Source organism: Staphylococcus sp. MI 10-1553 (genome assembly GCF_010365305.1).
Taxonomy (GTDB): Bacteria; Bacillota; Bacilli; order Staphylococcales; family Staphylococcaceae; genus Staphylococcus.
In genome coordinates this window covers 239329-251980 of record NZ_CP048279.1, presented here as the reverse complement: position 1 = coordinate 251980, position 12652 = coordinate 239329, and the positions used below count along the sequence as shown (strand labels likewise).

The window sequence follows — 12652 nt, the reverse complement described above, 5'->3', positions numbered from 1 at the left end:
ATGTTAATTATAATATTGTAAGGAGGGGAAACTTGTATGATTGGTCTTGCAAAGTGGCTTTGGGCTGGTGTTCAATTTGTAACTCGTTCTTGGAGAAGATAATAATTAGAAGAGGAAGGAATGAATGGGATGGGTCCTTTATTACGCTTTTTAATTGGATGGGTTCTTCCGTTATCTGGAAGTACACGCCGAAAATAAATTATTATAAAAATCAGATCTGTAACTTCAGATCTGATTTTTCATATAAAGAAGCTTTTTATAATTTTTAATATAGTTACAAAGAAATCAGGAATAGACAAAAAAAGTTAAATTTATTTTCTGTGTCAAAAAATTTTTCGTTTTTTTGCTTTTTTTCAATATTGAACACCTACCGTTTATTAATGATAGCAAATTGTTAATTGTATCTTAACATATAGCTACCAATTTTTGTTTTGTTAGCCATTAAGTTAACAGATTATTATTAAAAAAGTAAGGAGAAGCACAGCACGGTTCAGCAATCCCAAATATAGACATAGTAAATGTATCAACTTGTTCCGCTTCTATTCAAATCGAAAACCTTTTTTCATAATGAAACTAAAATAGATATAGAGTGCCATTATCAATACCGCAACAATCAAATAAACGACAGCCTGATGATGATTCAACGCGACTCCGAAAAGCAACAATGCCACCGGGGATGACATGTCCAGTAGTATCTGTTTGAATGTCATGACATGCCCTTGATACTTATCTTCAATAGCCTCTTGCAAGTATGTTGATGTCGGTATCGTTGCTAATGGTTGAGATAAGCCCATCAAGCCATTCAATATGAACAAAAACAGCATTGCAACCACTGCATTCATTTGAAATGCCACCATGATGCCTAAAATCAACACTGTGACGCATTGTAATAACATGGCACGTTGATAAGTCGACTTCAAATTGTCCTTTTCAGGATTCAGTGTTAGCCATACAGAAACAGCTAACATCCCGACTGTAAAGCCAGAAACAACTACACCATATTGTAGTGCTGACAATTGCATGAATTGCACTGCTGCGATCGGCATACCAATTGAAAAGATAGTGGCTAAAAAGTACAAGGCCACCATGATGATGAAGAAATGTTTCAACGATTTCTGCTGTTTTAAATAACGATAACCTTCTCGCAAACTTTCCTTCATATGCTTATTTTCAAATTTCACTTCTTTATCTAATGGCAAGTTTAAGACAAAGAGGAGCGCCAGGCCTTCTGTGATAAGGTTGAGCAGTGCTAAAGTTTCGATGTTAAAGAAAGCAATCATGATACCACCCATCATCGGTGCTAGAAAATGAATCGCCGTTTTAATTGTTAACGTTAATGATGTATAACGCTCAACGTCTATTTTGATAATATGATTGACGTTGGCATCGATGAACATTCGGATAGTCGCATCGGTCATATTGAGCATAATGCCTAAAATGATGATGTAGTTAAAGAACATGTCAAATACGATAGTGAATACAAATAGAAAAATCACATTGAGCAATTTTAAAATTATGACCATCATTTTATTATGATAGCGACCAGCAAAGAGGCCTAGCAATGGTGCCGTCACAAGTGTAGAAATGACAATTGCTGTTAAATAAAGGGTAAAACTCGCTGTACTGTCCGTATGTTGTAATATGTAAAATGCGCACGCGAAACTAAATATGCGCGAACCTACAGATGAGACGCTATTGAATAAGAGCAAGCTCGCTGTTTTAATACTCATGGTGTTTCTCTCCTCGCTAAAACCTTATACTATTTATCCCACAGCCCTCGAATTTTGTCAAAAGTGTAAAAATTAAAATTTGATTTAGTAAAATTTATTATTCTATTTTTATACGATTGGAAAGTAAATGACTTTGAGCGCATAGTAAAAAGCCAACAAAAATCATAACGTACGTTGATTTTCATTGGCTTTTATATTGATTTCAATATACTGCTCGCCTTCAACTAGTCTAATTCAGGAAGGTTCGCTAATAATTGTTCTCTTTGACTTTCATATTGAGGTGGTAACATCATTTTTTGACCTAATTGATCTTTTGGTTCGTCACGATCAAAACCTGGAGGAATTGTCGCAATTTCAAAAATAATGTGACCACGTTCTTTAGTGTAAATCGCTTTGAAGTAGTTACGATCTTTCACTTCTGTCACGTGATAACCTTGTGACATTAAATATTTTTGCCATGCAAGATGTTGTTCATCATTATCTACAGACCATGCGATATGGTGTACTGTACCGACACCCCAACGACCTTCTGGAAGTGGTGTTTTAGGGATGATGATATGATGTTTCAACTCACCCGCTGTTTCAAAGTGGAAGTAGTCTGGATCGTGTTCAAGTTCTGTTAAACCTAAATCATCCACAAGTTCTTTTAAAGTTTCTACAGGACGTAATGATAATAATACAGAACCGTGGAAACCAAGAATTTTGTTTGTGTCACTTTCTTCGTCACTTTCAACTAATGCGAGGTCAAGACCATGAATATCTTCAAACTCGATTGTTGGACGACGAAAAAGTTCTGTTTCTGTCGTTTCAACATTGTTATCGTTTAAACGTTGAATCCAGTAGTCTTTAGAGTTTTTAGGAATTCTGAATGCGATACGGCCCACTTGACCACTACCAACTCGACCGTCATAAGCGTTCACCCATGGGAAGAAAGTCATAATTGTACCTGGATCTACATTATCATTTGAGAAATATAAATGATACGTACCTGGATCGTCAAAGTTCACTGTTTTTTTAACTAAACGTAAGTTAAGCACTTTTTCATAAAAGTCTTTGTTTTCTTTAGGATGTCCTACAATTGCTGAGATATGATGGATATGTTTAATTGGTTCCATACTCTCTGCCTCCTTCTATTTTTCGAATTGTTCATCTTGAATTGGTTTGTAATACTGCTCTTTGTCACCTTGTTCGCTGAAACTTTTACTATAAAATGGTGGATTGTCCGTATTCGATTCGTCACTCGTTAAGATGGCGCGATTTAAATGCATCACTTCACCGTTGTGTACTAAGTCAAAGTCCCCATAAATAAAAATCTCACCGTCGTCCCCATACGCGACTCTCGTTTCAGCATGCGTTTCTTGTTCGTTTGATGGGAGTTCATATGTTAACGCACCACTCGGACATCGTTCAACCACCTTGATGACGTCCTCTACTGATGCGTTATCGGGTTGTACCCAGGGTCTTTTCTCCACATCAAACACTTCACCTAAACCACGTACACATTCCGTTGCATGCACGCAGCGTTTAGACTCGAAATAAACATTAATTTTTTCGCCCGTATACTGCTTTGCCATGTTCCCCACTCCATTCTCAATACTGTAATAGATGAGTTTGACTATTAATACATTAACGTCTATAATCTAATGATATCAGTATAAATATTATACTACTAATGACCCGAAAGAGTAAAGTAAACAACCTTTTTCAACAAGGAGGCTTTAACATGGAAGGACAAATCATTCCTGGCGTAGGGACAAAGTACAGTCTCACTACCGCTAACAACGAAATTGTGCACGTGATTTTACATTATAATGGTAAACGAGAAATTTACATTACTGACGATGATGAAGATGTCATCGCAAATATTGGATTAAATGAAAGTGAAGCACGCGAAATTGCATTAAAGCTCATGGACGTTAACCATGACACAATGGAAAAGCAAGCTTTCGAACGTTTTACATTATTGCGTAAACAAATGCTCGTGGACTGGATTAAGGTGGGCCAACTTTCTCCATTAAAAGGCATTAATATTGAACAAGCTGAACACCGTGTGCCAAATGGCGTGAACATCGTCGGCATTAGTCGTGGTTCAGACATCATTCCAAAACCTGATTCAAGCGAACTGATACATGAAGGGGATATCTTACTCGTCATTGGGTATAACGATGCAGTTTCAGAATTCGAAGCCGCTTGTCGACCACAAGGATAGCGCTTATGGACTTTTCTAACATGTCTGAAGTCCTACTACTGAGCGGGCTCTTAATTTCACTGCTTTTTATTAGCGCTTACCTTGCCAATCGAATTAAAGCACCTGATATTATTATCTTTTTACTTATCGGTATCGGGCTCGCGTTCTTTGTGAGCCATTCTGAAATATTAGCGTTTGCTGCAGAAGTAGGTATTGTGTTGATGTTTTTCATGCTCGGTATGGAATTCCCTGTCAATCAACTCAAAAAACTCGCATTAAATATTTACAAAGCTGGATTATTAGACCTCTTCTTATCATTCGGCGTGACTGTTGCTTTACTCCTTTTCATGAAACAACCTATTGAGATTGCTTTATTATTAGGCGGCGTCGTTTATGCAACAAGTTCATCGATTACCGTTAAACTCCTGGAGAAAAACAATCGAATGACAACAAAAGATTCTAACTTCATCTTAGGCTTACTCGTTTTTGAAGATATTGTTTCTCCATTACTCGTGACCATCATTGCTAGTCTGTTCATGAGTCAAGCATTAACAGCAAGCGGTTTGTCACTCGTACTCGTTAAAATTATCGTATTGCTCGCTGGGGCGATTCTCATCGGACAATTTATTTTCAGAAAGCTTGGGACTTTTGTCGAAAAATATGTCAACGAAGATTTCTTTATTTTATTTATGGTCGGAATTAGCTTAACTTATGCCGGTATTGCGATTCAGCTCGGCCTATCAGAAGTATTCGGTGCCTTTTTGGCCGGAATGATGTTAGCTGAAATACGCAAAACATCGATGTTACAACAAACTGTGCGCAACTTACGTGACCTCTTAATGCCGATTTTCTTTATTAACTTTGGGTTGTCGATTGAACTCACTGCGGGTATTTCAATGGTCAACGTTTTAATCGTCCTTGTCGTCTGGTCGGTCTTATCAAAACTCATTGTCGGCTATGTGGGTGGCAAACAATTTGGGCTCAACAACGTCCCTGCATTACGAGCGGGATTGTCCTTCACACAGCGCGGTGAATTTTCAATGATTATCGCAGGATTTGCCTCGACACAAATTAAAACATTAAGCGGGATATTCATCCTTATCTCTGCCATTATCGGTGTGACACTGTTCCAATTCGCACCGAAAATTGCAAAACGTGTATTTAAAAAGCAGAAAAAAGCATCCCTTCCAGGTAGTGCGTAAATCTGTCATATGCTTTAAAAAGTTTGATTGTCTTACATGATATATTTTAATAAAATGACCCGCGTCCCTTTCTAAATTTCAACAATTGCTATCATGAGCTCGCGTTCCTAGGCTGCCCCTTCAACTCACCAACGCTCTAATTTTACTGTTACATGTGTAAAGGAAGCGTTGGCAGATTTTGGGAGCAGTACAGAAATCTTATGTGCAACAAAAATTTCGTAGTACTGCCCCCGCAAGGCTGACTAGACTTCTCAAAAGCCGGAGCATTGCGAAGTCAGACAGCTACTGCATTAAACAGTAGCCACTTTTAAAGTTAGATGACAATATTTTGACTTTATCATGCTTTCCCAGGAATCTCGCCCATTTTAGCAATTAAATTTCAAAGACAGTGAATGAATGAGGGCAAATTTTTGGACTGAAAAGGATCTAAAGCATTAGTTTTTTTGACCCCATTAACCTCAATTGATTTTAGATTTCACTAATCTGATTTCCACTTATCATAGGCAAGAATAGCTAGGATAACGCGCTGTCCTAGCTTTTTTCAATTTGTGTCAAAGTGTTAGTATGGTGGCTCATATCACTTTATTCCCCTCCTCTTTTTTTAATCGTCACATGCGCTTTCTATTTCATCGCCCTTCTTTCATTAAAAACTTCACACGGACTTTTCTTTAATCATCCATACATTTCCACTTTAAAATGTAATCGTTTTCAAATTTAAATTGACAGGAACAGAACGGAATTATAAACTATTTGTAAACGATTACAAAATTTAATCTTCACAGGGGGTATAGCTATGCCTGAGTTAAAATTGTCACATATCAAAAAGGTTTACGATAACAACAACACAGTCGTTAAAGATTTCAATCTAGATATTTCTGATAAGGAGTTCATCGTCTTTGTTGGGCCATCTGGTTGCGGTAAATCAACAACATTACGTATGATTGCGGGACTTGAATCCATTACAGGGGGAGATTTTTATATTGATGGACAACGTATGAATGATGTTGAACCTAAAAACCGTGACATTGCGATGGTGTTTCAAAACTATGCACTTTATCCGCACATGACGGTTTATGAAAATATGGCATTCGGCCTCAAACTGCGTAAATTCGACAAAGCTGAAATCGACAAACGTGTCAAAGAAGCAGCAGAGATTTTAGGACTTACAGATTATTTGAACCGTAAACCGAAAGCACTTTCTGGTGGGCAACGTCAACGTGTCGCATTGGGTCGTGCGATTGTGCGAGATGCCAAAGTCTTTTTAATGGACGAGCCGTTATCAAATCTAGATGCCAAATTACGTGTTCAAATGCGCACAGAAATTTTAAAACTACATCATCGTCTGAACACAACAACGATTTATGTCACACATGATCAGACTGAAGCTTTAACAATGGCCACACGTATCGTCGTATTAAAAGATGGGCATATTATGCAAATCGGTACACCACGTGAAATTTACGATGCACCTGACAATATTTTCGTCGCACAATTTATCGGCTCACCTGCCATGAATATGATTGATGTGACAGTCACTGCTCAAGGGATTCAAATCGGCACAAAACGATTTAAATTAGCGCACAAAAAATTCGAAAAGTTAAAAGAAAAAGGCTTTGAAAATCAAACTGTCACATTAGGTATCCGTCCTGAAGACATTCATGAAGAACCTATTTTTATTCAAGCGTCACCAGAAACAGCTTTCGCATCTAAAGTCATTGTCTCTGAATTATTAGGTTCTGAAATTATGGTGCACACACAATTTGAACAGCATGAAATCATCGCTAAACTCGACGCACGGACAAAAGTGTCAGCAGGTGAAACACTTACACTCGCTTTTGATATGAACAAATGTCACTTCTTTAATCCAGCTAATGGAAATCGCATCGTATAAGGGGGGATTCACATGAACAAGATGTTAAAAGCAGCACTCTTACTCATCACCGTGCTTGTCGTCTTAACGGCTTGTGGTCCTAACCGTTCACAAAAAGACATAGAAGCAGCATTGAATCGTGATAATACGAAAGAAAAACCGGAGCAACTCACTATGTGGGTCGATGGTGATGCGCAAATGGCCTTTTACAAAAAAATTACTGCTGCCTATACGAAAAAGACAGGCATTCCAGTTCGTCTCGTTAATGTCGCACAAAATGATCAGTTAGAAAATTTATCCTTGGATGCGCCAGCTGGTAAAGGACCTGACCTCTTTTTCCTCGCGCATGACAATACAGGTAGTGCATATTTGCAAGGGCTTGCTGCCGAACTGGACTTTACGGATAAACAATTGGAGGGCTTTAACAAACAAGCATTACGCGCACTCAATTATGACAATAAACAACTCGCTTTACCGTCTATTGTTGAGTCAACAGCATTACTCTATAACAAGAAGTATGTCAAAACGGCACCTAAGACGATTCAAGAAGTCGAAGCGAATGCCGACCGTATTAATAAGCCTGATGACCATCAATACGGCTTTTTATTTGATGGCCGTGATCCGTATTTTAACTATCCATTCATGTTTAACAGCAATAATTACGTATTTAAGAAAAATGGCGACCAGTATGATGTTCACCAAACTGGCATTAATGATCCACAAGTCATTAAAAACGGTAAACGACTACAAAAATGGTACGAGAAAGGTTACTTACCTAAAGCGGCTACACATAACATTATGATTGGTTTATTCAAAGATGGACAAGTCGGCCAGTTTGTGACAGGGCCGTGGAACCTTACAGAATTTCAACAAACATTGGGTGATGACCTCGGTGTAACAACGTTGCCTTCTGATAATGGGATGAAGATGAGACCTTATCTCGGCGTGCGTGGTTGGTATTTATCTGAATATAGCGCATCTAAATATTGGGCTAAAGATTTGATGTTGTATTTAACAAGTCAGGATACACTTCAAAAATATACAGATGAACGCAATGAAATTACAGGTCGTCTCGATGTGAAATCGTCTAATCCAAACTTAAAGGCTTTTGAAGAACAAGCGAGAAATGCTGAACCGATGCCAAATATTCCTGAAATGAGACAAGTGTGGACACCAATGGCAAATGCAAGTACGTTCATTTCAGAAGGCCAAGATCCAAAGCAAGCATTAGAAGATGCTAACCGAGACATTCAACAAAATATCAAAATTTTGCAACCGAACGATAACGAATAGAAAGGAGTCGCCCTATGAATCAACGAAATGCTAAATTAGCGGCAATACTATCCATCATTCCAGGCCTCGGACAATGCTATAATCGTCAATTTGTCAAAGGGCTCTGTTGCATCATCTTTTTCATCAGCTTTATTTCTGTATTCTATCAATTTTTCAACATTGGCTTTTGGGGGCTCTTCACACTCGGAACTATCCCTAAATTAGATGATTCACGCGTGTTATTAGCACAAGGGATTATTTCAGTATTACTCATCGCTTTTGCGTTAACGCTTTATATTGTGAACATCACCGACGCTTATCGCACAGCTGAACGCTTTAATCGTGGTGAAGAAATTAAAGACTCGAAAGCACGTCGTATTGCAGCGTGGGACAAAACATTTCCATACTTGTTAATTTCACCAGGCATGTTTTTACTCGTCTTTATTGTTGTCTTCCCATTATTGTTTATGGGTGCGGTCGCATTCACGAATTACAACTTATACAATGCACCCCCGCGTCACACATTAGAATGGGTCGGTCTTGAAAACTTTAAAACTTTATTCACTATCGACATTTGGCGCCATACATTTTTTAGCGTCATCACTTGGACGATTGTGTGGACTCTTGTCGCAACGACATTACAAATTGCATTAGGACTCTTTTTAGCCATTATTGTGAACCACCCACTCGTGAAATTCAAACGCTTCATTCGTACAGTATTAATTTTACCGTGGGCTGTTCCGGCATTCGTCACAATCTTAATTTTTGCAGCATTATTTAATGATGAATTTGGTGCGATTAACAATACCATTTTGCAACCATTATTAGGTGTTGCACCTGCTTGGTTGAATGATCCGTTTTGGACAAAAGTCGCTTTAATCGCAATTCAAACATGGCTCGGCTTCCCATTTGTTTTCGCCCTTTTCACAGGTGTATTACAAAGTATTTCGCCAGACTGGTATGAGGCAGCAGACATCGATGGGGCATCAAGTTGGCAAAAATTCCGTCACATTACATTGCCACACGTCTTATTTGCGACAGCGCCATTACTTATTATGCAATATGCTGGAAACTTTAATAACTTCAACTTAATTTACCTCTTTAATGAAGGGGGACCGCCTGTACCAGGACAAAATGCAGGTAGCACAGACATCCTGATTTCTTGGGTTTACAGCTTAACTTTCGAATTCAACAATTTTAATATGGGTGCCGTTGTATCACTCATTATCGGCTTTATCGTCGCGATTATCGCATTTTTACAATTCAGACGTACAAGCACATTCAAGGACGAGGGAGGGATTTAGTATGAACCAAAATAAAAAAGTTTGGAAAGCAATCGGTATCTATGGCTTTATTGCGTTCATGTTTGTCATCATTTTATACCCACTGCTTTGGACGTTCGGCATCTCGCTCAATCCGGGCACAACACTTTATGGCGCCAAAATGATTCCAGACAACGCGACCTTTGCCAATTATATTTATTTACTGACAGATGAAAATAGCCAATATTTAACTTGGTATAAAAACACTTTACTCGTCGCTTCAGCTAATGCATTATTTAGCGTGATTTTTGTCACACTGACATCTTATGCATTTTCTAGATATCGTTTTGTAGGACGAAAATACGGTTTAATCACCTTTCTTATCTTACAAATGTTCCCTGTACTCATGGCGATGGTGGCGATTTATATCTTGCTCAATACTATCGGTCTGCTCGATTCTTTACTCGGCTTAACATTAGTGTACATCGGTGGTTCTATTCCGATGAATGCCTTCCTAGTTAAAGGTTATTTCGACACCATACCGAAAGAACTTGACGAATCGGCTAAAATTGACGGTGCGAGTCATATGCGTATTTTCTTTCAAATTATGTTACCACTCGCAAAACCGATTTTAGCAGTCGTTGCATTATTTAATTTCATGGGGCCTTTCATGGACTTCATCTTACCGAAGATCCTCTTACGTAGCCCTGAAAAATATACGTTGGCAGTCGGATTGTTTAACTTTATTAACCATCAATATGCCAACAATTTCACAGTCTTTGCAGCTGGGGCGATTATGATTGCATTACCTATCTCAATCGTGTTCCTATTCTTACAAAAGTTTTTAGTTTCAGGTTTAACAGCTGGGGCAACAAAAGGCTAAACATTTACAAAAACAGGCAGAGCGCGTATACTCTGCTTGTTTTTTTAACATCATTCAAGATTTTTCACCATTGAAGTTGCCATATCTGACTTAATCTCATTTGCTAACTCTTGTAATTTCGGGAAGTACGTATGAGCAAAACCAATAATCAATTTATTTTTCACAAAAAGGCTCATTTCTCTATCTTCTGGAATCGTGTGATCTATCAAATCTAAAATTTCCTTATGATTCATATGATCTGAATTCACTTTATCCAAATACTTCAATAATGCTAAATAGAGTTTATCGAAAGTTTCATGTTCAAAATCAAAATCAAGTAACAATAAGCTTACAGAAACCGTCTCTAACTGGTTATCTCCAAGTCGATCTGCTATTTCACTGATGGCTTGGTATAGCAGTCTAAAACTTTCTTTATCTTTTAACAACATCATCACCTCATTAAAATTACGCCCCCATAAAGAAGATTCACAATATATACTTAACACCGATTAATCTTATTTAAACTTGCTTAGCGAGAGTGTATGAAAAAAGGCCAGGAAATTCACTTTCCCAGCCTCAATCAAATGCTAATATTAAAGTGCAACGACACATGCTTCATAAGGACGAATGGCATTAAAGTCCACCGCGCCTCCATGATTATGGAGTAGCACTTCTCCTTCATTCAACTTCAAATCTGTATTCAAACTTGCGACTTCCTCCGATAAATTGCCAATAACCACTACAGTGCGACCTTTCAAACATCGTGTATAAGCAAACAACTGATCATTATCAGCATCGACCAAATCAAATTGCCCATACGTATAAATATCATCTGATTTCTTCAACCGAATGAGGTCTTTATAAAAGTTCAAAATCGACTTCGGATCCTGTTCTTGTTGTGTTACGTTGATATCCACATAGTTTGGATTCACTGGAAACCACGGTGTACCTGTCGTAAAACCTGCATGATCACTCGTATTCCACTGCATTGGTGTTCTTGAGTTATCACGACTGTCCATTCTCAATTTTTCAAGTAATGCGTCAACATTGCCGCCCGCTTCTTGCACAATACGGTATTCATTTTTAACGGACACATCATCGAATTGTTCAATAGATGTAAACGGATAGTTTGTCATCCCTATTTCTTGTCCTTGATAGATAAATGGCGTACCTTGTTGTAAAAAGTAGACAAGCGCATGACTAGTCGCTGAAGCATACCAATATTGTTGATCATCTCCCCAAGTCGACACACGTCGCGGTTGGTCGTGATTTTCAATAAACAGCGCATTCCACCCAATGTTTTCCAACTGCTTTTGCCAGCGATTGAGTACTTGTTTGTACGCTTTAATATCCAGTCGTGATGCCATATTATCCCATAACCCAAGATGTTCAAATTGGAAAATCATGTTAAAAACACCTTTGTCACTACCGACCCAGTTTTCAGCATCATCTGGGTTTACACCGTTTGCTTCACCGACTGTCATAATGTCATATTGCGACAGTGATTTGGCCTTCATTTCACGTAACCACGTTAAAATACCTGGTTGATTCATGGCCACATCAAATGCAGGTGCATACTGTTGGCCTTCTTGTACAGGAAGGTGACCCGCTTCAAATGATTTTTTAATATGTGTAATGGCATCGACACGAAAACCGTCAATCCCTTTATCAAACCACCAATTCATCATGTTATACACTTCATCGCGAACTGCTGGGTTTTCCCAGTTCAAATCCGGTTGCTTCTCACTAAATAAATGGAAATAGTATTGATCCGTTGTCTCGTCATATTTCCAAGTCGAGCCGTTAAAAATGCTCTCCCAATTATTCGGTTCAGACCCATCCGTTGCTGGATCACACCAAATGTACCAATCACGTTTTGGGTTGTTACGACTTTGCTTAGACTCGATAAACCACGGATGCTCATCAGATGTATGATTGACTACAAGATCTAAAATCAATCTCATACCGCGTACATGAACTTTTTCAAGCAATTCATCAAAATCTGCCATCGTCCCGTACGTTTCACTAATTGCTTGATAATCACTAATATCATAACCATTATCCGCATTCGGTGATGGAAACATCGGACTTAACCAAATGACATCAATACCGAGTTCTTGTAAATAATCTAGCTTTTCAATGAGGCCTCTTAAGTCACCTATTCCATCCCCATTCGAATCATTAAAACTGCGGGGATATACTTGGTACGCCACCGCTTCCTTCCACCATTGTCTGGCTATTGTTTCGCTCATTTTGAGACCTCCTT

The 12652-nt window shown here is 38.4% G+C and carries 11 protein-coding genes; 6 read left to right on the top strand and 5 right to left on the bottom strand.

The window, feature by feature from the left end:
• Positions 1-539 precede the first annotated feature (539 nt).
• The 3 genes from GZH82_RS01065 to GZH82_RS01055 all read right to left on the bottom strand — a co-directional run bounded on the left by GZH82_RS01065 (position 540) and on the right by GZH82_RS01055 (position 3304).
• Positions 540-1730, bottom strand: a complete 1191-nt coding sequence (locus GZH82_RS01065) for an MFS transporter (protein WP_162680929.1) — start codon at positions 1728-1730, stop codon at positions 540-542.
• Between the two features lie 224 nt (positions 1731-1954).
• Positions 1955-2845 carry a VOC family protein gene (locus tag GZH82_RS01060; protein ID WP_162680928.1) on the bottom strand — a complete coding sequence of 297 codons (891 nt, stop codon included), beginning with the start codon at positions 2843-2845 and terminating at the stop codon, positions 1955-1957.
• 15 nt (positions 2846-2860) lie between these two features.
• On the bottom strand, positions 2861-3304 hold the full coding sequence (locus GZH82_RS01055) for a (4Fe-4S)-binding protein (RefSeq protein WP_162680927.1): 444 nt from the start codon (positions 3302-3304) through the stop codon (positions 2861-2863).
• 149 nt (positions 3305-3453) lie between these two features.
• Here GZH82_RS01055 and GZH82_RS01050 point away from each other — a divergent pair, with 149 nt between their 5' ends.
• From GZH82_RS01050 to GZH82_RS01025, 6 genes are all read left to right on the top strand, one after another.
• A complete protein-coding gene (locus GZH82_RS01050) occupies positions 3454-3939 on the top strand; it encodes a cation:proton antiporter regulatory subunit (RefSeq protein ID WP_162680926.1) in 486 nt (161 codons plus the stop codon).
• Between the two features lie 20 nt (positions 3940-3959).
• The gene (locus GZH82_RS01045) at positions 3960-5120 is read left to right on the top strand and encodes a cation:proton antiporter (protein WP_238989606.1); all 1161 of its coding nucleotides are present in this window, start codon (positions 3960-3962) and stop codon (positions 5118-5120) included.
• A gap of 793 nt (positions 5121-5913) precedes the next feature.
• The gene (locus GZH82_RS01040) at positions 5914-7011 is read left to right on the top strand and encodes an ABC transporter ATP-binding protein (protein WP_162680924.1); all 1098 of its coding nucleotides are present in this window, start codon (positions 5914-5916) and stop codon (positions 7009-7011) included.
• A gap of 12 nt (positions 7012-7023) precedes the next feature.
• Positions 7024-8283 carry an extracellular solute-binding protein gene (locus GZH82_RS01035; RefSeq protein WP_162680923.1) on the top strand — a complete coding sequence of 420 codons (1260 nt, stop codon included), beginning with the start codon at positions 7024-7026 and terminating at the stop codon, positions 8281-8283.
• Positions 8284-8297: 14 nt separating this feature from the next.
• Positions 8298-9566: a sugar ABC transporter permease gene (locus GZH82_RS01030; RefSeq protein WP_162680922.1), complete on the top strand. Its 1269-nt coding sequence runs from the start codon at positions 8298-8300 to the stop codon at positions 9564-9566.
• A 1-nt stretch (position 9567) separates the two neighbouring features.
• A complete protein-coding gene (locus tag GZH82_RS01025) occupies positions 9568-10407 on the top strand; it encodes a sugar ABC transporter permease (RefSeq protein ID WP_162680921.1) in 840 nt (279 codons plus the stop codon).
• A 50-nt stretch (positions 10408-10457) separates the two neighbouring features.
• Here the strand turns inward: GZH82_RS01025 and GZH82_RS01020 are convergent, their stop codons facing one another.
• A complete protein-coding gene (locus GZH82_RS01020; protein WP_162682967.1) occupies positions 10458-10832 on the bottom strand; it encodes a hypothetical protein in 375 nt (124 codons plus the stop codon).
• A 147-nt stretch (positions 10833-10979) separates the two neighbouring features.
• On the bottom strand, positions 10980-12626 hold the full coding sequence (locus tag GZH82_RS01015) for a glycoside hydrolase family 13 protein (protein WP_203232864.1): 1647 nt from the start codon (positions 12624-12626) through the stop codon (positions 10980-10982).
• Positions 12627-12652 lie beyond the last annotated feature (26 nt).

What these genes read in the sequence shown, in the direction of transcription:
- GZH82_RS01040 (WP_162680924.1), top strand. Translation starts at nt 5,914, where the DNA reads ATGCCTGAGTTAAAATTGTCACATATCAAAAAGGTTTACGATAACAAC.
- GZH82_RS01045 (WP_238989606.1), top strand. Translation starts at nt 3,960, where the DNA reads ATGTCTGAAGTCCTACTACTGAGCGGGCTCTTAATTTCACTGCTTTTT.
- GZH82_RS01060 (WP_162680928.1), bottom strand. Translation starts at nt 2,845, where the DNA reads ATGGAACCAATTAAACATATCCATCATATCTCAGCAATTGTAGGACAT.
- GZH82_RS01035 (WP_162680923.1), top strand. Translation starts at nt 7,024, where the DNA reads ATGAACAAGATGTTAAAAGCAGCACTCTTACTCATCACCGTGCTTGTC.
- GZH82_RS01030 (WP_162680922.1), top strand. Translation starts at nt 8,298, where the DNA reads ATGAATCAACGAAATGCTAAATTAGCGGCAATACTATCCATCATTCCA.
- GZH82_RS01065 (WP_162680929.1), bottom strand. Translation starts at nt 1,730, where the DNA reads ATGAGTATTAAAACAGCGAGCTTGCTCTTATTCAATAGCGTCTCATCT.
- GZH82_RS01050 (WP_162680926.1), top strand. Translation starts at nt 3,454, where the DNA reads ATGGAAGGACAAATCATTCCTGGCGTAGGGACAAAGTACAGTCTCACT.
- GZH82_RS01025 (WP_162680921.1), top strand. Translation starts at nt 9,568, where the DNA reads ATGAACCAAAATAAAAAAGTTTGGAAAGCAATCGGTATCTATGGCTTT.
- GZH82_RS01055 (WP_162680927.1), bottom strand. Translation starts at nt 3,304, where the DNA reads ATGGCAAAGCAGTATACGGGCGAAAAAATTAATGTTTATTTCGAGTCT.